Here is a 20,573-nt window from a genome sequence, read left to right on the forward strand (position 1 = left end):
AAGCGGAGCTTTACACACCAAAGACGCAGTTCCGGCGAATTTCGCAAAAATATGCACTTGCGATAAAAACAATCACCGCGCAAACAGATGTCAACGACGCAGCGACTGCCCGGCGGCCACCAGAACCGACACCCCGACGCTCACCGCGAAGATCCCGACCACCAGGTGCCGCGGCCCGTCGTTGATCAGATACACCGACACCTGTAACACCCCGGCGATCAGCGCCAGCAGGCCGAAGGCCAATCCGGCGATCGCGAGGCGCTTGCGGGTCACAACCCGAGTCTAGATGCGCTGCGCCATGGGCTTTGCGCACCAAAACCGTGACGAAGAGGGGCTTTCGATCAGGTGGTTATCGTGGGGTATCGGCGAATGGAGGTCTGATGAGTACCGAGACGCAGCTCGACCGCACCGGTGCTGCCACCATCGTCACCGAGCATCCCGACCAGTTCAGGATCGCGGTCGACGGTAAGACGGTCGGTGTCGCCGACTATCACGATCGCGACGGCCGCCGGATCTTCCCGCACACCGAGGTGCTGCCGCAGTATCGCGGCCGCGGACTGGCGACGATCATGATCGCCGAAGCGTTGCGGTCGACCAGGGCGGCCGGCCTGCGGATCGTGCCGACGTGCTGGATGGTGGCCGAGTTCATCGACAAGCACCCGGAGTACGCCGACATCACCGACCGCCGCTGAGCCGCTACGGACGACGGCCCAGCGCGGCCACCATCATGGGGGTGGTCAGTCGCGCATCTTGCTCGAGTCTGCGACGGACGAACTCCACCTGCTCGGCGGAGATGAGCCCCGCGGCGACGATGTCGTCGCTCAGGCTCTCCAGGGAGTGCTTGAAGAACGCGAACCCCGGCGCAGTCGAATCGACGATGCGCACCCTCCCCTCGCCCCGAACAGCGACGAAACCCGCGTCCACCAGATCAGCCACCATCCGACGGCCGTAATTGACCTCCACGCCTGAACGACGCATCAACGTCAGGCACGCCTCGACGGCGTTGACCACCTCGTCGCCGTCGAAGCCTTCGAACGCGAACGTCGACCAGTTGAAGTCCTCGACCACCAGCCATCCCCCGGGGCGAAGCGCCGCGATCAACCGGTCGAACACCTGCCGCCGGTCGACGAGGTGCTCCAGAACAAGGCGCGCGTGCACCAGATCGAAGGCCGCCTGCGGCAATTCAGTACGCCGGATGTCGGATTCGACCACCGTGACGGTGTCCGATCGCAGATGTTCGACGAATCGGGTGTCGAGGTCGATGGCGGTGACGGTGGCCCCCTGCTCGACCATCCACTCCACCAGCGATCCGCCGCCGGCCCCCAGTTCAAGGCAGTTCCAGCCGGCGCTCAGGCCGACCTCGGCAAGCAGCGCCTGGCTTCCCGCATCCCACAGCGATTCGATCGCAACCAGCCGTTCTCGTTCCTCGGCACCGAATGCGTAGTCGTTGTTGAGCGTCACTATCGGTTGAACGAGCAATCGGCACGTTCCGTTTCACGAGTTGGTTCAGGAGGGACGTTGACAGCCAACCGCGGTCTGCAATATATTGCATGTTGCAGTGCGGCCGGACGGTTCGTACCTACCCCGCCAACTGGACGAACCAGCCACCCAACCCTTGGAGAACTATGGCAACCCGCTCCATACCGGCCGCACTGCCCGACTACGAACGAATGATGGCCATGCTGACGGGCTTCTGGGTCACCCAGATCGTCCGCGCTGCTGCGGTTTTCAACCTTGCCGACCACCTGGCCTCGGGAACCGACACCGCCGTGGCCATCGCCTCAGCAGAGGCCACCGACGTGGACGCGACGCGTCGTCTGCTGCGCGCATGCGCGACGCTGGGCCTCGTGACATCTGCCGACGGTGAGCATTTCGCCGGCACATCGCTGCTGAGCACTCTTCGGAAAGACGAGCCGAACTCGCTGCGCGGCATGGTGTTGTCGCACACCGCACCCGGGCACTGGCTGCCCTGGGGACTTCTGCCCGACGCGATCCGCAGCGGCGAACGACAGATCAAGGCCGCACACGGAACCGAGACATACTTCGACTACCTGGCCGAGAACCTCGAACAGGCAGGTTATTTCACCGAGGCCATGTCGAATCTGAGTGCGGCCGCGGCGGTCGAGATCGCAAAGGTCCTCGACACCAGGGGTGTCGACTATGCGCTGGATGTCGGCGGTGCCAATGGCGAGTTGGTTCGCGCGCTGATGCGGGCCAATCCCGAGTTGCGTGGTGGCGTCTTCGATCTTCCGCATGTGGTGGCCGACGCCGTCGAGGCGGCGCACCGAGACGGCCTACAGGGCCGCTTCACCGCGCGCGGCGGCGACTTCTTCGAATCCGTCCCGCCCGCAGACCTTTACACGCTCAAGTACATCCTCCACGACTGGGACGACGAGAGCTGTGTACGGATTCTGAAGACCTGCCGCGCCGCGCTGCAGGACGGCGGACGCATCGTCGTCATCGACCACTTGGTCGGCGATCTGGATGCTGCCGATACGACCACGATGATGGACGTCAACATGCTGGTCATGACCGGCGGGCGTGAACGCGATATCGCCGAGTTCGACGCTCTCTTCGCGGCTGCTGGTCTACGTCGCACCAAGGTGGGCCGTGCCGGTCAGTTCGCGATCATCGAGACCGTCGCGGTCTGACGACGGAAGGCCGCCCTACCCGCAGGTAGGGCGGCCACCGCGCGATTGTCAGGCAGGATCACCCGGGATCACCCAGTGTCCGGGCCGCTCATCGAAGAACGGATTCACGAGTCCGTTGACCGTCGGCAGCTTCTTCAGCTGACCGGGCGGGATGCCGAAGAACGGGTTCTCGACACCGTTGATGATCCGCTCGGTCATCAGCTGCCCCGGCGGAATCTGCGTGTCCGGCAGGCGGAAGTACCCGTTCACCTCGGGGAAGTTCACCTCAGGCAGGTTCACATCCGGGAGGTTTACGCCCGGAACATTCACGTCAGGCACGTTCACCGCCGGAACATTCACGTCGGGCACGTTCACCGCCGGAACATTCACGTCGGGCACGTTCACCGCCGGCAGGTCCACATCCGGCACATTGACGGCCGGGACGTTCACATCCGGCACGTTCACGCCGGGCACATTCACATCCGGCACGACCGGCGCGGGCCGCGGATCCGGCGTCGCGGGGTCTGCGTGCGCAGCGCCCATTCCCAGGCCGAGCGCGCCGAGGCCCAGCGCACCGGTCATCGTGGTCGTAACCGCGAGCTTCTTGAGGTCCATCATTCACTCCTTCGCCTTGCTTCTCACGACGCTCACCGGCGAAACGGCCGCATCGTGTGACGTTCGGTTTAGGAAATTGCTTGATCGACTCTTGACGATCTCGCCGCCTCTACGTCTGGACGACTACGCAATACCTTGACCCCCCGCGATGTATGTCGGATGCCGAAGGCGTTGCGTTATCAGCGTTTTGGAGATTCTCCGGTCTCGGCGCCCCAGAATCGGCGCTGACCGGGCATTTACTCGGAAATTGAGGGCTGGGTCACATCGCCTGGATCCGCAGGTGATGCGTCGTCGGGTGTACTGGCGATCAACAGCCACACCAACGTCGCCAAGCCCGTGAAAATCGCCTGCACCGCGAGCAGGAACGCAATGTATTCATGCCAGGCGGGCAGCACGTCGTCGCACCCTTGGCCGTCCCACGGAATTGTAGACAATGCCGCGATCAGGCCTGCCACGATCACCGTGACGGTGGCCGCCGTCGTCGCGCGTTGCGTACCACTCCAGCTACGAGGGCGTCTGCGTGCCGATCGCCCGTGACGTCGACTGCGCAGGTGGCAATGGCAACGGTCCTGAGTACGTGTCCGGCCCGGTGTACGTCGTCGGCCCCGACGAGTACGAACTCGATCGCGACGGCGACGGGGTGGCCTGCGAAAAGTGACCCGGCGGCCCTGACGGTCCCCGAGACCTACGCCGCGAAGTGCGACTTGTAGATCTTGCCATGCACACCGACGGTGCGGTCGACCACCTGTGACACCGCGAAATCGGATGCGGCAGAGAGGTAGGCGTAGGCAGTCGCGCGGTCCATGCCCTGATCGTTCTGCAGGAAATCGAGGGCGTTGACCACCGCGCGACGCATCGCCACGTCCAGGTCGGTGCCGTTGCCGTCGACGGCGCCGTCGGGATCGGACAACCCGATCGGCACCCACACATCGTCGGTCTCGGCGAACGGATAGCGGTAGGCGACCGAGGGCGCGTCGCCGGATCCCGGCTTGCACACCGTCAACCGGTAGGTGCCGCGCAGCGATCCCTCCATCGCGGTCAGTGCCACCTCGCCGTCACCCATCGCCATGTGCGGATCGCCGACGTAGAACAGCGCACCTTCGGCGAACACCGGAAGGTAGAGCGTGGACTGCTCACCCAGGAGGCGGATGTCGATGTTGCCGCCGCCGATGGTCGGCGGGATCGAATTGGCCGTCGCCGCAGTGAGATCGCGGTCCTGCGAGAACGCGACCCCCATGATCCCCATGAACGGCGACAGCGGGAACCGCACCCGCGCGTCGCCATAGGACATGATGCCGTGCCCGTCCTCGACGGCGGTGAAGGTCGAGACGTTGCCGTACTGGGTGGGATTGCCGGTGGGCCTGCCGTCGGAGGCGATGGGCGGCATCACCTCGTCGAGGCTGATGCCGTCGGGGGCCGTACCGTCGGCCTTGAGCGCCAGCGCGCCCTTGCCGTGGCGGCTGGACACCACACCGTAGGGCACACGCGGGATCGCCTGCAGAGTCTCGATTTTCAGCACGTCACCGGGTTCGGCGCCTTCGACGAACACGGGCCCGGTCACCACGTGCGGCCCGTCCTTGTCGAAGTTGCGCGGCGTGCGGTTGTAGTCGGCGGCGACCGCGATGGCGTCCTGCAGCACGTCGGATTCGTCCACGCCCTTGCCGCCGAAGTACTCGACGGGGTTGCGCCCTTGGTCTTCCAGGATGCCCTCGTGCGAGACGGTGTCGATGGTGATGGTCTCTTCCGAGCGCATCCGCATCACCGGTGTCGCATGCACGTTGGGGACGTATCCCCACAGCACCTGGTCGGGGTTGGACTGCAGGTAGTGGTCGCCGCTGATGTCGCCTTGGTCGGGTTGCAGCACCTCGAAGTTCCCGGTGGCCGCGCCGGTCGCCTTGGGTGTCTCCGAGGCGGTCGCGCAGGACGCGGCCGTGGCGGTGAGGCCGACGCCTGCTCCCATCGCGGCGACGGCGCGGACGAAATCGCGCCGCCCGATTCCCTTGATGATGGTTTCGGCAGCGGCCTCTGCGAACGACGCGTCCATTCAGTTGTCCTCCCCGTTGTCGACGGGCCCGAAGCTACCCACGCCATGTTGCGACGACGTTGCGGTTGCGTTCGAACCCGTTGACATCAGCCAGAATTGACGCACGCGTCGGACTACCAGCGGTAGTCGAGGAACTTCCCGTCGAAGGTCACCACCACCCGGTCCCCGTCTGGATCGGGACGACGCTGGATGTCCACCTTGAAGTTGATGGCGCTCATGATGCCGTCACCGAACTCTTCGTGGATGAGTTCCTTGAGCGCAGGCCCGTACACGTTGAGCGCCTCGTGGAACCGGTAGATCGTGGGATCCGACTGCAGCGCGGGGTCGATACCGCGGGCCGGCTGCAGTTGCAGGCTCTCGGCGACGGACGCGTCGAGGTCCAGCAGGGCACACACCTTCTCGGCCTGTTCGGCCGACAGCGGATGCTGGCCGAGCAGCGCCGCCACGCACCACACCAGGGGTGCGTCGAGATGCTTGGCGATGTCGGCCCAACTGAGCCCGTTGCGGATTCGGGCCGCCACCACCAGGCCTGCGGCGTCGGCCTTCGACATGATCGGAGTCATGCGCTGATCTTCCTCGCTTCTGCGCTGTGGGGCTCGGCAACCGCGGGAATCGAGAACCGCGGTGCTGCGGTGCGGGCGTGGGTCGCGAACAGCGTGAGTCCGACGAACGTCAGGCCGCCGACCAGATTGCCCACTGCGGTGGGGATCTCGTTCCAGATGAAGTAGTCGGCGATCGAGAAGTCACCGCCCAGCATGAGGCCGGACGGGAACAGGAACATGTTGACCACCGAGTGCTCGAAGCCCATGTAGAAGAACAGCATGACCGGCATCCACATGCCGATGACCTTGCCCGACACGCTGGTGGACATCATGGCGGCGACGACGCCGGTGGACACCATCCAGTTGCACAGCACGCCGCGGATGAACAGCGTGAGCATGCCCGCGGCGCCGTGTTCGGCGTAGCCGACAGTGCGGCTGTGCCCGATCTCGCCGATGCGCTGGCCGACTTCGTTGGGGTCGACGCTGAAGCCGTAGGTGAAGACGATCGCCATCATGAATGCGACCGTGAGCGCGCCGGCGAAGTTCCCCACGAACACCCAACCCCAGTTGCGCAGCACCGTGCGCACGGTGACGCCGCGGCGTTTGTCCAGCAGTGCGAGCGGGACGAGCGTGAAGACGCCGGTGAGCAGGTCGAAACCCAACAGGTACAGCAGGCAGAAACCGACTGGGAACAGGATCGCGCCCACCAGCGCATTGCCGGTCTGCACGGTGATCGTGACGGCGAACGCCGCGGCGATGGCCAGGATGGCGCCGGCCATGTAGGCCCGGATCAGGGTGTCGCGCGTGGACATATGGCCTTGGCCTCGCCCGCGTCGATCATCTTGCCGACGAAGTCGCTGGGACTCACATAGGACATTGGGTGCAACCTTCCGATGGACCCGATGGACAGTTCCCTAGACCGTGTCGCGCCCAGATTGCGGTTCGGCGACTTCACCTATGCGTGGGTGTTGCCATCTGCGCACATCAGCTCAGCGTCGGCTGTGAGATGCCTGGGCGTGCGAAACCTGCCGTGCCTCGGCGCGCCAGGGCGACAGCTGACCAAAGTCGCGAGATGATGCAGATGTGACTGATGTTGCGAATGTGACTGCTGACGACGCCGCGCTCGAAGCCAAGTCGGAGGATGCGTCGACACCGGTCGAATCCGCTGCCACACCCGTGGAGGAAGGTACGACGGCACCGGTCGCGGCGCCGAGTGGCCGCCGGACGTGGTCGATGCCCAAGTCCCCGATCTCCCGCGAGCAGGCCGACCAGGCCGGCCGCGCGGCGCTGGCGGCCGGGTCGGCGGTCGGTCGGTTCCTTGCCGAGGTGGCACGCTACGTCGCGCGCGCCGTCGCGCAGTGCGGGCGCGCGGTCGAGGCTGTGCCGGTGGCGCTGCGACTTTTCGTCTTCGCGGCCGTCGTCATGCTGCTCGGCATCGTCGGTGCGATCGCGTCGAACGACGCGCTCGGTCTGCTCTGCACCGTCGTGGTGATCCCCGTGTGCGCGGCCACGCTGGGCGTACTCGGGCAGCGGTGGTACAGCGGACTGGGCGATCAGCCGGCGCGGCAATCGTCCGAAGAGATCGCCGCGCAACCGGATCTCCAGCGCTCGGTGGAGTACGTGGACAAGAAACTCGCCGTCGCTCTGACCGCCATGGGGACCGAGCGGCATCAGCAGGCCGTGATCTCACTCTTCCAGGCCAAGACGGCGCTGGAGCTCACCCTGGGAACCGAGCAGGACTCCGCGACCTTCTTGGAGATGCCGATGCCGGCCGACGACCATCCCCTGCGCCCCCGCATCCGCGTCGGATCGAAATCGCAGTTGCGGGAGAGCAATTCCCTGGCGGCCTCGTGAGCGCGCAGTTGATCACCGGTCAGGTTGCGTTCATCGAGGACGACTACACGCTGGTGCTCAACCGCGGTTCCGAGGCCGGCGTGACGCCCGGCATGGTGTTCGCCGTGCACACCGATGCCGACGAGGTGATCACCGATCCGGAGTCCGGACGGGAGCTGGGCCGGCTCAGCCGGGAGATCCTGCAGGTGCGGGTGTTCGAGGTGCATCCGTTGTTCGCACGTGCGCACACCTTCGTGCAGACCGACGACTTCTACGGCCTGCTCGGCATCCCGTTCGTGGACCAGCCGGAGGAGCATGTCGTCACGGTCGACGTGGGCGACAAGGTGGTGCTGGTGCCCGCCGAGCAACACGGCCTCCGTCGGTTCGGCTGAGCACGACGCGACTGCGCCCGGCGCCGTGATCGCCCAGATTGCAGCCAGGGACAGAAAATTGGCGAAATCTGTCCCTCAGTGCAATCTCAGCGTCCCTTCTTGGTTCTTCGCCGATCAGACACGGGCGGTGCGGTGCGCCCGGCGGTCGCCTAAAGCCGGAACAACTGCCGCGCGTTCACATGCGCGATCTTCTCCCGGTCGGCCGGGCTGATCGGCGCCTGCGCCAGGAACTCGGCGTGGGTCACCGCGTCACCATAGGGGTAGTCGGCGGCAAACATGATGCGGTCGGCGCCGAACACCTGCAGCGCGCACAACAGCGGTGGCGCCGTGGTGTATCCGCTGATGGTGATGTGCACGTGCGCCCGCACCGTTTCCGCGACCGACGGCCCGCCGGGGTAGTACCCCGACAGCACCGCATCGGCGCGCATCAGCGAGAACGGCAGGTTCTCGCCCATGTGCCCGACGACGAACTGCAGCGCGGGGTGCCGGTCGAACACCCCCGATGCCGCCAGCCGCAACACGTGCAGACCGGTCTCCGCATGCCATCCCCACGCTGCGGTCGCCAGCGCCGACCCGATCTCCGGGGTGAGGCCGCCGAAGTACACCTCGGCGACCTGCGCGGGCGGATAGGTGGGGTGCAGGTACACCGGTACGTCGAGTTCCTCGATGGCACTGAGCAACTCGTCGAACTCGGGTGCGTCGAGGAATGTGCCCTGGGTGTGCCCGTTGATCACGACACCGCACATGCCGAGTTCGGTGATCGCCCGCTTGGCCTCGACGACTGCGGCGGTGGGGATCTGGGTGGGCAGTGAGGCCAGCGCGTTGAACCGGTCCGGATGCGCCGCAACGATTTCGGCGCATCGGTCGTTCAGCGTCCGGCTGAGGTCGCCGGCGTACTCGGGGTCGACCTGCTGAGTGCCCGGCGCGGTGACCGACAGGACCTGGAGGTCGATGCCCGCGTCGTCCATGACGCGCAGTCGCTGTTCGCCGACCTCGGTGAGTTTCGGGAGGACGCCGCGCGGATCGGACGGCAACGGCCACAACTGGTCGACGAGATCGGCGGGGATGAGGTGTTCTTCGAGGGCAATCAACGTCATGGCCATCTCTTTTCCCGTCACTCAACGGCTCTGGGCCCAGGGTCGTCCTGGAGCCTGGATGCGAGGTGTGGCACGGCTGGGTGACGGCTGCCGACGCCAGATGCCGCGTGTCCGCACGCGGCTGAGCGGATCAGAATTCGACCGGGCCTGATCGGCGTCTCTCCGCCGCCGACGGGTCCACCGAGGCCTCGATCTTCAAAATTCGGCCGTCGCGGATGGTGAGAACCAGCACGGCGAACAGCCGCCGCTCGGCGAACGCGAGCAACACCGGCTGCCCCGCGGGTCCACTGACCAGCGTGGCGCCGCGCCCGAGGTAGCGCAGCAGGTTGACCGCGACGTCGTCGGCGCCGCGGTTGATCTGCCGCGGGAGGTCCGCACCGAGGATCGTGCCGGCGCCCCACACGGCGGGATCCAGCACTGCGGTCAGCGCCTGCAGATCAGCCGTCGCGCTTCCGCGGCGACCGCAACCGTGAGGTCGAACAACTCGCGATGGAGTCCGCACTGCAATGGGTCAGCCTGCGTCCCAGCGCCTTCGTCTCGAACTTCCTCGGGATGTGGGCACCGCAGCTTCAGGCCGCCGACGTGGTCGCCGGGCCCTACGCAACGGCATCGATGGCGCCCATTGCCGAGCACGACATCGCCGCCGTGGCCGCGCACGCGTTGCTCACCGATGATCTTGTCGGACAGAAGGTTCCGCTCACCGGCCCGCAGGCACTCACCAATGCCGACCTCGTCGACATCATCGGCGGTGTCCTCGGCCGCCCGCTGCGGTATCAAGAGATACCCGCCGTTGCCGTGCGACAACGCTTCATCGCGCTGGGATTCCCGGCGGCATTCGCCGACGCCTACATCCAACTGCTGGCCGCCACCGTCGACAAACCGGCGCTGGTGACACATGACGTCGAAAAGATCCTCGGCCGCCCGGCGACGACCTTCGCCGAAGCCGTGTCGACACACCGTGACCTGTTCGCGAAGCACTGAAGGAGACGAGCCATGTCCGAACTTCGTCCACCGGGTTACCTCAAGACACTCAACCGCGTGGTACGCGCCGTGCAGGCGCTCGGGATTCCGGCAGGCCCCTCGCAAGTCCTCACAGTGCCCGGCCGCAGAACAGGTAAGCCACGGAGCGCCGATGACACCGTTTCGCCACGAGGGTGCCCTGTACACCGTGGCCGGATATCCCGGTGCCGACTGGGCAGCAAATGCGAGAGCCGCCGGCGCAGGCACCCTCACCCGCGGACGCAGGTCACGGCAAGTGAAGATCGTCGAGCTCAACCCGCACGAGGCGGCGCCGGTGCTGCGCAGCTTCGCGGTGAAAGTGCCCGTCGGCGTGGGGTTTGCCAAACGCGCCGGCCTGGTGCGCGACGGTACACCCGACGAATTCGCAGCGCTGGCAGGTCGACTCGCGGTGTTCCGGTTCGAACCGGCAGAGTGAGTCCGGTTTTGATTCGCCTCTATCGAAAGGGCGCACACCGCAAGGATTTCCAACACCTGCGAAGAGCACATGCCTGATCATCTGCGCACGGTCGACCGCAGCCGTCACGGAGCGGTCACGAAGCCTGCCGACCTTTGACTTTCACACCGTAACCCCCATAACGTGTTTCAGACAACAAGGACCACGGTTTGGGTCGCCGTGCTTGGTGTGAGCCCTCTTCGGCCGTCGGGCGCGGTATGACCGTGGTTTGCTGCGCTACGAAACGAACGAGGTCACGATGAAAACCCGCACCGCCCGCTCGTCGACAACTCTCCGCCGCACCCTGCTCGCATGTGCGATGTCCTTTGCCGTCGTCGCGGTCGGCGCCTGTTCCACCACCGAGCCAGGCACCGGGAATCCCGGCGGTGAGGGCAGCACCCTCGACCGGATCAAGGCCGACAAGAAGATCAACGTCGGCTTCGCCAACGAGCGGCCGTACGCCTACCGCGAGAACGGCCAACTGGTCGGTGAGGACCCCGCGATCCACGGCCACATCTTCAACGAGATCGGTGGCATCACCCTCGAGCCGCACCTGTTCGAGTTCGGTTCGCTGATTCAGGCGCTCAACTCCGAGCGCGTCGACGTGGTCACCGCGGGCATGTTCATCACCCCGCAGCGCTGTGAGCAGGCGGCGTTCAGCAACCCGGTGTATGTGGCCACCACCTCGCTGCTGGTCCCATCGGGCAACCCGAAGGGGCTGAGTGACTACGCGTCGGTGGCCAACGGTGACGCCCGCCTGGCGGTCATGAACGGCGCCGTGGAGGTCGAGCAGGCGAAAGGATCGGGTGTTCCTGATGACCGCCTGCAGATCGTCGCCGACCAGCAGGCGGGTCTGGACGCGGTCAAGACCGGCCGCGCCGACGCGTTCGCGCTGACCAGCATCTCGTTGCGGGCGCTGGCGGCCAACGACAACAGCGTGGAGGTCGCTGACGCGTTCGTCCCAGTCATCGACGGCAAGGAACAGGTCGGCGCGGGCGCAGCCGTGTTCCGGAAGAACGACACCGCGCTGCGCGAAGCCTTCAACGAGAAGCTTGCCGAGCTGATCCAGAGCCCGAAGTGGCTTGAGCTGGTCGAACCCTACGGGTTCACCGAAGCCGAGCGCCCCGATCCCGGCCTGACCGCAGAAGAGCTCTGCCAGGGCTGAGCCGTTGCTCGACAAACTCATCGACGCCGCACCGCTGTTCCTGCAGGGCGCCGGGGTGACCATGCTGTACACGGTGCTGGGTGCACTCGCGGCTCTGGTGGTGTCCTTCGTATTCGGCCTGATGTCGCTGTCGGGCTCGGTGGCGGCGCGCGGCTTCAGCCGGGTGGTGGTCGAGTTCTTCCGCGGCACCTCCCTGGTGATCCAGCTGCTGTGGATCTTCTTCGTACTGCCGCAACTGGGCCTGCGCTTCGAGCCGATGGCGGCCGCGACCCTCGCGTTCGGGCTCAACTTCGGCGCGTACGGCGCCGAGGTGGTCCGCGGCGCGATCGCCTCGGTGCCCAGCACGCAGTGGGAGGCAACCGTCGCCCTGGGTCTGGGCCGCTTCCGGCGGATGCGTCGCGTCATCCTGCCGCAGGCGCTGCCGGAGATGGTGCCGCCCTTCGGCAACCTGTGGATCCAGATACTCAAGAGCTCGTCGCTGCTGTATCTCATCGGCATCACCGAGCTGACCTTCGAGGTCAAGCAATTGCAGTTCGACGTGGGCAGCATGGCGGCGTTCAGCATCGCGCTGGTGGTGTATTTCGTGCTGGCACAGGTCCTGGTTGCCGTGACCCGCTTCGTGGAAGCCCGCGCGGCCGCCGGCGTGGGGCGTCGGCCGAAGGCCGTGGTCGTCGAGGCAGAGCCGGTGGTGACCGGCCGATGAACACCGAACGCAGCCTGTGGAACTGGGACTACGCACACGAGGTGCTGCCGGGCCTGGTCGCCGCCTTCTTCAAGTTCACCCTCGGCATCACGGCTGCGTCATCGCTCGTCGCGATCGTGCTGGGCCTCGTGCTGGTCCTGGGCCGGCGATCCGGGGCCCGGTGGATCTCCTGGCCGTCCTACGCCGTCGTCGAGTTCATCCGCAGCACCCCGATCCCGATCCAGCTGTTCTTCGTCTACTTCGGACTGCCCGTCGTCGGAATCCGGCCCAGCGCACTGGTGACCGGTATCGCGGTGCTCGGGGTGCACTACGCCTGCTACATGTCGGAGGTGTATCGCGCCGGCATCGACGCGATTCCCCAAGGGCAGTGGGAGGCGTGCACCGCGTTGTCACTGTCGCCGTACCGCACGTGGCGCGCGGTGGTTCTGCCGCAGGTGGTGCGCCGGATCTTGCCGTCGACGGGTAATCAGGTGATCGCGCTGTTCAAGGAAACCCCGTTCCTGATCGTCATCGGTGTCCTGGAGATGGTCACGGTGGCCAACCAGTTCGGCGGCCAGAACTACCGGTACATCGAACCGATCACCATCGCGGGCCTGATCTTCCTGGCCGCGAGCTACCCCACCTCCGTGCTCATGAGGAAACTGGAGATCCGCGTTGCCCGCTGAGAATTCGCCGCACCCCATGGTGCGTTTCGAGAACGTCGTCAAACGTTTCGGCGACAAGACGGTCCTGGACGGGATGAATTTCTCCGTCGCCCCCGGCGAGCGGGTCACGCTCATCGGGCCGTCGGGTTCCGGCAAGACCACGATCCTGCGACTGCTGATGACGCTCGAACGGGTCACCGACGGAGTCATCTGGGTCGACGGCGAGCCCTTCACCCATGAGCGGCGCGGCGACCGCCTGGCGCCGGCCTCGGAGAAGTACCTGCGCCGTGCCCGGCGACGCATCGGCATGGTGTTCCAGCAGTTCAACCTGTTCCCCAACATGACGGTGATCGAAAACCTCATGGAGGCACCGGTTTCGGTGCTCGGGCTGAGCAAAGAACAGGCACGTGCCCGCGGTACCGAACTGCTCGACAAGGTCGGCATGACCGACTTCGTCGACGCGCATCCCACCACCCTGTCGGGTGGTCAGCAGCAGCGCGTCGCGATCGCGCGGGCATTGGCGATGGAGCCCGACATCCTGCTGCTCGACGAGGTCACCTCCGCTCTCGATCCGGAGCTGGTGGTCGACGTGCTCGGAGTCTTGCGCGACATCGCCGACACCACCGACATCACGATGCTGATCGTCACCCACGAGATGCACTTCGCCCGCGATGTCTCCGACCGCGTGCTCATGTTCGACAAAGGGGTGATCATCGAAGACGGCCCGCCGTCGAAGATCTTCAACGAACCCGAGCACGAGCGCACCCGCACGTTCCTGCGGGCTGTGCTCGAAGAGCGGTAGCGCTCACTCGCTCCTGCGCGCGGCGGGCAGGTCGATTTCGACGGTCAGCCCACCACCGGGCGTCTCGGCCATCGAGATCCTGCCGCCCATCGCTTCGACCAGCCCGGAAGCAACCGGAAGTCCGAGCCCCACACCGATGTTCGCATCATCGCGGCCGAGTCGTTGGAACGGTGCGAACGCCTCGTGCTCGCTTCCGCGAGGGATACCCGGCCCACTGTCGACGACGGCGATCAGCACCCGATCGTCCACCTGGCCGGCGGTCACCCGCACGACACCACTGTCGCCGGCCGAGTCGCCATCCGGGTCGCCGTAGCGCAGAGAGTTCGTCAGCAGGTTGCCGAGAACACGTCCGAGCAGCTCGCCGTCGGCAAGCACGGCGGTCCCGTCGACGTCCACATGAACCCGACGGGCGTCTGGACCGATGTCGCGCAAGACATGCTCCACCGCGTCGCGCAGGTCGACGGGCCGCAATTCCGGGCGAATCGCGCCGGTGGCCAGACACGACGAATCGAGCAAATTGACCACCAGCACCGAGAGTTCGTCGACCGACTTTTCGGCGGCCGCCAGAAGCTCGACCGTGTCGTCGGGCGGCGGATTGTCGTGTGCCGCACCCGCGATGGCCGCTTTCGCCGTCACCAACGGCGTACGCAGATTGTGAGTGATCGCGGACTGGATTGAGCTGCGCAGCTTCTCGGCCTCGGTGTCGAACTTGATGGCCTCGTCGGCCTGTCTGCGCTTCTTGACCAGGCTCACGGCCTGTTCGGCGACCGCGTTGAGTACGCGACGGTCGTGCGAGGTGAGGTCCGGGCCGGCCAAGAGCAGCCAGTACTCGTCGTCGCCGATCTCGATGGTGGTGTCAGCCTCATCGATGTCGGTGCACGGGTTGGCGCCGGCATGGGCGAGCACCTCACCGGTGCGGCCTCGAAGCAGGCTCACCGAGCGCTGCGCGTAGGTCTCGCGGACCCGTTCGAGCAAGGCACCCGGATCGGCGTCGCGCAGCACTCCGTCGGCGAACAACGCCAGTAGTTCGGCGTTTTGCGACGCGCGCCGCGCGGCGCGGGAGTGCCGGGCGGTTTGGTCGACCAGGCCGGCAACAGCGATCGCCAGACCCAGCAGCACACCTGTCGTGAGAGCGCTGTCGGCCCCGGCGACCGCGAACGAGTTGCGCGGTTCGATGAGGAAGTAGGTGATCAACACCCCCGAGAGCACCGCCGACAGCGCCGCGCGCGCGATGCCGCCCAGCAGCGCGATCATCAGCACGCCGGCAACGAACAGCGCGGTCTGTGTGCCCACGCCCAGCGGGGGCACGGCCAGTAACAATGCGCAAATCGCCGGTGGGAGCGCCACCGCGGCCAGCCAGCCGGTCACCGATGCGCCGGGGCCGACGCGAGGTTTGGAGATGCCGGTCCCGGCTTCTTCGTGGGTGACGACGTGGACGTCCAGTGGGCCGGACCGTTGCACGACGGTCGCGGTGATGCCCTCGTCGAAGAATCGGGCCAGCCGGGACCGTCGCGACGTGCCGACCACCAATTGCGTGGCGTTGACGTCGCGCGCGAAGTCGATCAACGTGGCCGCGACATCGTCGCCGATGACGGTGTGCAGCGTCGCCCCCAGGCTGGCGGCCAGGTCCCGCAGGACCCGCTTCTGCTGTGCCGAGGTGACCGTCAGACCGTCGCCCCGCACGACGTGCACGACCTTGAGGTCGGCGCCGGTGCGGGAGGCGATCAGCGACGCGCGGCGCACCTGAGTTTCCGACCCGGGGCCGCCGGTCACCCCGACCACCACCCGCTCGCGCGGTTTCCACGTATCGGGAATCTTGTTGGCGGACCGGTACTTTTCCAATGCCGCGTCGACCTGGTCCGCCAGCCACAGCAACGCCAACTGCCGCAGCGCGGTCAGGTTCTCGGGCCGGAAGTAATTGGACAGCGCGGCATCCACACGTTCGCGCGGATAGATGTTTCCGTGGGCAAGTCTACGCCGCAACGCTTCCGGAGTGATGTCCACCAACTCGATCTGGTCGGCGGCACGCACCACCTCGTCGGGGATCCGGTCGGGTTCATCGACGCCGGTGATCTGCCCGGCCAGATCGGCCACGCTCTCCAGGTTCTGGATGTTGACCGTACTGATCACCGTGATCCCGGCGTTGAGCAACTCCTCGACGTCCTGCCAGCGTTTGGGGTTCCTGCTGCCGGGGGCGTTGGTATGGGCGAGGTCGTCGACCAGGACCACTTTGGGCCGCCGCATGAGCAGCGCCGGCACGTCGATCTCCTGGTACTCGGTCCCCTCGTGCTCCACGATGAGCGGCGGGATGACGTCGATGCTTGCGAGCAGTTGGCCGACCTTGCGGCGGCCGTGCGTGTCGACCATGGCCGCGACCACGTCGGTACCACGCTCCATCCGCCGGTGCGCCTCGGCGAGCATCGAGTACGTCTTGCCGACGCCGGGCGCAGCGCCGAGGTAAATCCGCAGGTCACCTACTTTGCGGCTGAGCAATCCCATACGTGTGTTCATCCCCCTGGCCGTCGGTCCACGCGGGGCGCGGATCACGGTGGACGTTTGCCCCATTGTCGTCGGGGCGGATCAGCGACCACGGTCGAACGGCGAAATTCGTGGTCTCATGGGTACGCCCTGAACTCGTCGGCGAAGGAATCTTCGGTGAATCGAACGACCTGCTGGCGCGCGCGGTTGACGACCGTACGGAAAACATCGGGACGGGTGTAATGGCCGGTGGGATCGAAGTTGAGCCGCTCGGCGTACACCCGGTCGAGATCCAGTTCGGCGACGATCACACCCTCTTCATCCGCCAGCGGCGGGATCAGCCACTGGCCGTCTGGTCCCGCTATGGCACTGCCACCGTCGAAAACAACGGTGTCCGATGCCTGTCGCAGTTCGGCGGCAAGCGGGAAATCGTCGGGAATCGAATCAGCGGTCACCAACCCGGATGCGGCGACAGTGAACATTCGTCCCTCGGCAGCGACGAATCGCGTGATATCGCCCGTCAGCTTGGCCGACCCAGGCCATGTTGCGACGTGCACCGTCTCGCCCTGGGCATACAAGGCGGTGCGTGCCTGAGGCATCCAGTTCTCCCAGCAGTTGAGGCTGCCGACGACGGCTTTACCCACAGGGTGGGTTACCAGGCCTGCACCGTCCCCCTGCCCCCAGACCAAGCGTTCATCGTAGGTGGGCACCAGTTTTCGGTGATGTCCCACCAGACCGCGCCGCGGATCGATGGTCAGGAGGGTGCACCAGACGGTACCCCGCCCCAGGCCGCGACCACGTTCAGTGACTCCGACGATCATGGTGAGCCCGAGATCGGCGGCGAGCGTCTCCATCTCACGGTGTTCGGGCCCACCGATCTCGATCGCGGCATCCAGATAGTAGGCGTAGCAGCGTTTCTGGTCGGGATGGTCGAACAGAGCTCCCTGCGTGCGTGACGGCCAGAACGGGTAGCCCGACAGGTAGGTTTCCGGATAGGCGATCAATGATGCGCCGGCATCGGCTGCGACGTGCGCGGCCTCTGCGATCAACGCCAATCGCGCCGCGGGTTGGAGCCATGGACCGCCGAGTTGAGCCGCCGCGACAGTGATCGTATTGGGCCCTATTTGTGGTTCGCGGTGCTCGGCAATGATTTTCAAAGGCATGTGTACTGACGCCTCGCTGGCTTGGTCCGACGATGAGCACCTCTGTCAGAAGACTTCGAAGTACTCACGCTGCTCCCAATCCGTGACGTAGGCGTTGAACCTCGAGATCTCGTTCTTCTTCACCGTGGTCAGGTAGTCGACGAACATGTCCCCCAGTTCGCGGCGCATCACGGCGCTGCTCTCGAAGTGACCAACCGCCTCTTCGAGAGTGGCAGGCAACAGCGGCACATCGGCGGTGTACGCCTCGTCGGCGGACGGGCCGGGTTCGAGTTTGCGGGCGATGCCGTCGCGGCCACCGATCAACTGGGAGGCCATGTACAGGTACGGGTTGGCCGCGGGTTCACCGATCCTGTTTTCCAGGTGGGTGGAATTGTCCCCGCGCGCGCCAGAGATGCGAATCATCGCACCGCGGTTCTCTTCGGCCCACGCGATGCGGTCGGGGGCAAAGGAATTGGCGATATAACGCTTGTACCCGTTGATGGTCGGCGTGGTGAGCACCGAACTGGCCTTCGCGTGCTCCAAGAGACCAGCCATGTAGTGCATGGCCGTGTCGGACAGCAGCTTTCCGTCTTCGCCTGGGAAGATGTTGGCTTGTCCTGCAGCACCCAGGGACTGGTGCAGATGCCATCCGCTCGACACGATGTTCGGAAACGCCGGGCGCGACATGAACGTGGCGTGGTACCCGTGTCTGCGGCAGATCTGCTTGATGGCGCTGCGGATGAGCAACACGTTGTCGGCAGTCTCGACGCCCACCAGCGGATCGAAGGACATCTCGACCTGTCCTGGGCCCCATTCGTCCTCCACCGTGGCCAACGGCATTCCGAGCGCGACGATGTGGTCCCGGAGGATGGACAGGATGTGGTCAATCTCGTCGCCACGGTTCTCGGTGAGGTACTGATACCCGTGCGAGAGCGCCGTCACCTCGGGTGCCGCCGGCGGCCATCCCGAATCCACGAAGCTCAGCTTGGGGTCGACGAGTCGGGTGATGTAGAACTCGAGCTCGGCGCCGGTGGTGAAGCTGAAACCTTCCGCCTCAAGCTTGGCCAGCTGGGTCTTCAGGACCCCGCGCGTGTCGAACGGTACGCGTTCGCCGCTGCGGTAGTACATCTCCGAGAGCACCCAGCCCGTCCGGTCGGCCCACGGAAGGACCCGAAACGTCGTCGGATCCGGAACCAGAACCGCGTCGGGTAGACCGGTCAGCCTCTTATCACCGAACCCGTCGGCTTCGAAGGGCGGCACCACGGGGTTGTTGGTGCTGTCGAAGATCAGTGTTGCGGTCTGGAAGTCCTTGCCCTCCTTGAGCGCCGAGCGAAACGCATCGACCTCGAGGGTCTTGCCCCTCAGGATGCCGTGCTGGTCACCCCAGCTGATACGGACCTGACGCAGGTTCAGGTCGTCGAGCTGGGCGACCAGCTTGGCGGCCGCCTCCTCTTGATGCTGCGTCCACAATCCGTTGGCCGCAATGAATGACGAGCCCATAAGGCCTTCCCGTTCGTCGTGATCAGGTGATCTGATCTCTTGATGCCAGTAACGCGACAGTGTGTTGGTGATCTGATCACTGAACCGTAACAGCTCTGGAGGGCTCCGTCGCGACAAACTTCCAGAACCGGGGTGCGGGAGCGTCAGCGCCGGACGAGTTCGTCGGTGGTCCCCACGAGGTGGGCAAGCATCTTGTTCGCCGCATCGGCGGCGTCGCCCGCGCGGATCGCTTCCACCACGCCCCTGTGCTCTTCGAGGGAACGCGCCGGCTGACCTGGTCTGGTCAGCGACGTCTCCGAAGTCCGGTCCAGCGCCACACGCAGCCCCTTGAGCAGCCGCAGCAGGAGCGGATTGTGCGCGGCGACAGCGACGCCGAGATGAAAACGCCGGTCACCCTCCAGCCCGGGCAGCCCCTTCTCGACCTCCGCTCGCATCTGATCGAGAGAGGCATCCAGCTCACGCAGGTCATCGTCAGTGGCGTGAACTGCAGCCAGCCTGGCGCACTGCGTCTCCAGCGCCTGTCGCGTCTCCCATATGTAGGGGTGGTCGACGTGAGTCTCCACGAGTTCGGTGGCCAGTGACTCGATGACGTCCTCTGGCCGTTGCAACAGATAGATGCCGTCGCCGTGCCGAACCTCGACGATGCGCTGCGCGCGCAGAGCGTTGACGGCTTCGCGGATCGACGACCGACCGACCTGCAGTTCCGCCGCCAAGTCGCGGACATTGGCCAGCTTGTCTCCGGGTTGCATACCGCTGGTGTCGATGAATTCGCGCAGACGATCGGCGACTTGTTCGTACAGCGGTCGCCTGTCCACTCGGCCGAACTGGCCCGTCATCGGCACCTCCCTGTCACCTGTTCATCTGGTCGTCAGATCTCCAGTTTGGCAGACCGAGACTCAGACCCGGAGTGGCATCCGTGGAGTCCGGTGCGGTACAAAGGTCAGCCCGCTGGGCCCTCATTGGTCAATAGCAGAGTCGCCTCGTCATAGGGAAACGCTCGATAGAGCAGTCGGGAATGCGGTGCCACGAGGGCGGCGGCGTCGGCCTTGCTCACGACCCGTGGGTTGCCGAGGTCAATGGCCCGCCCACGCTTGTGCAGCACCGCATGTCCGCGCGCCAGCACGTTCTTCAGCCAGTCCGTCTGCGGGCCGTAGCCGACGAGAATGGCGTAGCCATCATGGGTTTCGAACACCAGAAGGGGCGTTCGATATCGCCTCCCCGATTTCCGCCCGACGTGTTCGAGCGTCCCGAGGTACGGAAGCCACGGTGTGATCGCGCGCGCCGCCGGGTTGGTGACGCGCTTGTTGAACTCTGCGACTTGTCGAGGCACGCGCATGCTCGGAGTCTAGGTATCGGTCGGAGTGGGTGCCCCCAGTCGGACTCGAACCGACACTTGGCGGATTTTAAGTCCGCTGCCTCTGCCAATTGGGCTATGGGGGCGTCGCCGCTCAGAGGCTACTTCATGCGTCTCGGACGGTCCCCAGATGACTCAACTGGCGACTACGCCCACATGGCACGGCGGCCCGTCCCCCG

General features: G+C 65.7%; 21 protein-coding genes, 1 tRNA gene and 4 pseudogenes. 11 read left to right on the plus strand and 15 right to left on the minus strand.

Annotation, left to right across the window (positions count from 1 at the left end):
* Positions 1-90: 90 nt before the first annotated feature.
* A complete protein-coding gene (locus AT701_RS26140; RefSeq protein ID WP_003896749.1) occupies positions 91-273 on the minus strand; it encodes a hypothetical protein in 183 nt (60 codons plus the stop codon).
* Between the two features lie 107 nt (positions 274-380).
* On the opposite strand from AT701_RS26140, the gene AT701_RS26145 reads away from it, so the two are divergent.
* Positions 381-692, plus strand: coding sequence for a GNAT family N-acetyltransferase (locus tag AT701_RS26145; protein ID WP_003896750.1), 312 nt, complete (start codon positions 381-383; stop codon positions 690-692).
* Positions 693-696: 4 nt separating this feature from the next.
* Here AT701_RS26145 and AT701_RS26150 read toward each other — a convergent pair whose 3' ends face one another.
* Positions 697-1,479: a class I SAM-dependent methyltransferase gene (locus AT701_RS26150; protein WP_014878303.1), complete on the minus strand. Its 783-nt coding sequence runs from the start codon at positions 1,477-1,479 to the stop codon at positions 697-699.
* Positions 1,480-1,550: 71 nt separating this feature from the next.
* Between AT701_RS26150 and AT701_RS26155 the strand changes: the two genes are divergently transcribed.
* A complete protein-coding gene (locus AT701_RS26155; protein WP_233031996.1) occupies positions 1,551-2,651 on the plus strand; it encodes a methyltransferase in 1,101 nt (366 codons plus the stop codon).
* Between the two features lie 48 nt (positions 2,652-2,699).
* On the opposite strand, the gene AT701_RS26160 is transcribed toward AT701_RS26155, so the two are convergent.
* Both AT701_RS26160 and AT701_RS26165 read right to left on the minus strand, forming a co-directional pair.
* Positions 2,700-3,212, minus strand: coding sequence for a hypothetical protein (locus tag AT701_RS26160; RefSeq protein ID WP_223495764.1), 513 nt, complete (start codon positions 3,210-3,212; stop codon positions 2,700-2,702).
* A gap of 269 nt (positions 3,213-3,481) precedes the next feature.
* On the minus strand, positions 3,482-3,700 hold the full coding sequence (locus AT701_RS26165; RefSeq protein ID WP_223495767.1) for a hypothetical protein: 219 nt from the start codon (positions 3,698-3,700) through the stop codon (positions 3,482-3,484).
* A 65-nt stretch (positions 3,701-3,765) separates the two neighbouring features.
* Between AT701_RS26165 and AT701_RS26170 the strand changes: the two genes are divergently transcribed.
* Positions 3,766-3,903 carry an excalibur calcium-binding domain-containing protein gene (locus AT701_RS26170; RefSeq protein ID WP_003896755.1) on the plus strand — a complete coding sequence of 46 codons (138 nt, stop codon included), beginning with the start codon at positions 3,766-3,768 and terminating at the stop codon, positions 3,901-3,903.
* 27 nt (positions 3,904-3,930) lie between these two features.
* On the opposite strand, the gene AT701_RS26175 is transcribed toward AT701_RS26170, so the two are convergent.
* The 3 genes and pseudogenes from AT701_RS26175 to AT701_RS26185 form a co-directional block, all read right to left on the minus strand.
* Complete coding sequence (locus tag AT701_RS26175) at positions 3,931-5,289, minus strand: acetamidase/formamidase family protein (RefSeq protein ID WP_011730485.1); 1,359 nt, start codon at positions 5,287-5,289, stop codon at positions 3,931-3,933.
* Between the two features lie 113 nt (positions 5,290-5,402).
* On the minus strand, positions 5,403-5,852 hold the full coding sequence (gene cynS, locus AT701_RS26180) for a cyanase (RefSeq protein ID WP_003896757.1): 450 nt from the start codon (positions 5,850-5,852) through the stop codon (positions 5,403-5,405).
* A pseudogene (locus tag AT701_RS26185) lies at positions 5,849-6,708 on the minus strand (formate/nitrite transporter family protein). Before AT701_RS26185 ends, cynS begins: the two are co-directional and overlap by 4 nt.
* A gap of 224 nt (positions 6,709-6,932) precedes the next feature.
* On the opposite strand from AT701_RS26185, the gene AT701_RS26190 reads away from it, so the two are divergent.
* Both AT701_RS26190 and AT701_RS26195 read left to right on the plus strand, forming a co-directional pair.
* On the plus strand, positions 6,933-7,685 hold the full coding sequence (locus AT701_RS26190; protein ID WP_223495773.1) for a hypothetical protein: 753 nt from the start codon (positions 6,933-6,935) through the stop codon (positions 7,683-7,685).
* Positions 7,682-8,056, plus strand: a complete 375-nt coding sequence (locus tag AT701_RS26195) for a hypothetical protein (RefSeq protein ID WP_003896760.1) — start codon at positions 7,682-7,684, stop codon at positions 8,054-8,056. Before AT701_RS26190 ends, AT701_RS26195 begins: the two co-directional genes overlap by 4 nt.
* Positions 8,057-8,205: 149 nt before the next feature.
* Here AT701_RS26195 and AT701_RS26200 read toward each other — a convergent pair whose 3' ends face one another.
* Both AT701_RS26200 and AT701_RS26205 read right to left on the minus strand, forming a co-directional pair.
* Positions 8,206-9,153, minus strand: coding sequence for an amidohydrolase family protein (locus AT701_RS26200; RefSeq protein ID WP_223495776.1), 948 nt, complete (start codon positions 9,151-9,153; stop codon positions 8,206-8,208).
* A 130-nt stretch (positions 9,154-9,283) separates the two neighbouring features.
* A pseudogene (locus AT701_RS26205) lies at positions 9,284-9,601 on the minus strand (RNA polymerase subunit sigma-70); the annotation flags it as partial.
* On the opposite strand from AT701_RS26205, the pseudogene AT701_RS26210 reads away from it, so the two are divergent.
* From AT701_RS26210 to ehuA, 6 genes and pseudogenes are all read left to right on the plus strand, one after another.
* Positions 9,592-10,134: pseudogene (locus AT701_RS26210) on the plus strand (Rossmann-fold NAD(P)-binding domain-containing protein); the annotation flags it as partial. The pseudogenes AT701_RS26205 and AT701_RS26210 overlap by 10 nt on opposite strands.
* 12 nt (positions 10,135-10,146) lie before the next feature.
* Positions 10,147-10,588, plus strand: a pseudogene (locus tag AT701_RS26215) (nitroreductase family deazaflavin-dependent oxidoreductase).
* Between the two features lie 277 nt (positions 10,589-10,865).
* Complete coding sequence (gene ehuB / locus AT701_RS26220; RefSeq protein ID WP_014878311.1) at positions 10,866-11,771, plus strand: ectoine/hydroxyectoine ABC transporter substrate-binding protein EhuB; 906 nt, start codon at positions 10,866-10,868, stop codon at positions 11,769-11,771.
* Between the two features lie 4 nt (positions 11,772-11,775).
* Positions 11,776-12,474 carry an ectoine/hydroxyectoine ABC transporter permease subunit EhuC gene (gene ehuC / locus AT701_RS26225; RefSeq protein WP_003896766.1) on the plus strand — a complete coding sequence of 233 codons (699 nt, stop codon included), beginning with the start codon at positions 11,776-11,778 and terminating at the stop codon, positions 12,472-12,474.
* Entirely contained in the window at positions 12,471-13,139 is a 669-nt protein-coding gene (gene ehuD / locus AT701_RS26230; protein ID WP_003896767.1) for an ectoine/hydroxyectoine ABC transporter permease subunit EhuD, read from the plus strand. The genes ehuC and ehuD overlap by 4 nt, the downstream gene beginning before the upstream one ends.
* Positions 13,140-13,155: 16 nt before the next feature.
* Positions 13,156-13,920 (plus strand): ectoine/hydroxyectoine ABC transporter ATP-binding protein EhuA, encoded by a 765-nt coding sequence (ehuA, locus tag AT701_RS26235; RefSeq protein WP_058126884.1) that lies wholly within the window; start codon positions 13,156-13,158, stop codon positions 13,918-13,920.
* Between the two features lie 3 nt (positions 13,921-13,923).
* On the opposite strand, the gene AT701_RS26240 is transcribed toward ehuA, so the two are convergent.
* The 6 genes from AT701_RS26240 to AT701_RS26265 form a co-directional block, all read right to left on the minus strand.
* Complete coding sequence (locus AT701_RS26240) at positions 13,924-16,419, minus strand: sensor histidine kinase (protein ID WP_058126885.1); 2,496 nt, start codon at positions 16,417-16,419, stop codon at positions 13,924-13,926.
* A 116-nt stretch (positions 16,420-16,535) separates the two neighbouring features.
* Positions 16,536-17,561, minus strand: coding sequence for a carbon-nitrogen hydrolase family protein (locus tag AT701_RS26245; RefSeq protein WP_058126886.1), 1,026 nt, complete (start codon positions 17,559-17,561; stop codon positions 16,536-16,538).
* 45 nt (positions 17,562-17,606) lie between these two features.
* The gene (locus AT701_RS26250) at positions 17,607-19,040 is read right to left on the minus strand and encodes a glutamine synthetase family protein (RefSeq protein WP_003896771.1); all 1,434 of its coding nucleotides are present in this window, start codon (positions 19,038-19,040) and stop codon (positions 17,607-17,609) included.
* Between the two features lie 143 nt (positions 19,041-19,183).
* The gene (locus AT701_RS26255; RefSeq protein ID WP_014878314.1) at positions 19,184-19,876 is read right to left on the minus strand and encodes a FadR/GntR family transcriptional regulator; all 693 of its coding nucleotides are present in this window, start codon (positions 19,874-19,876) and stop codon (positions 19,184-19,186) included.
* A 104-nt stretch (positions 19,877-19,980) separates the two neighbouring features.
* Positions 19,981-20,376: a nitroreductase family deazaflavin-dependent oxidoreductase gene (locus AT701_RS26260; RefSeq protein ID WP_036453697.1), complete on the minus strand. Its 396-nt coding sequence runs from the start codon at positions 20,374-20,376 to the stop codon at positions 19,981-19,983.
* 30 nt (positions 20,377-20,406) lie between these two features.
* Positions 20,407-20,480: transfer RNA gene (locus AT701_RS26265), tRNA-Leu, on the minus strand.
* Between the last annotated feature and the right edge of the window lie 93 nt (positions 20,481-20,573).

It is taken from the genome of Mycolicibacterium smegmatis (genome assembly GCF_001457595.1).
GTDB classification, from domain to species: domain Bacteria; phylum Actinomycetota; class Actinomycetes; order Mycobacteriales; family Mycobacteriaceae; genus Mycobacterium; species Mycobacterium smegmatis.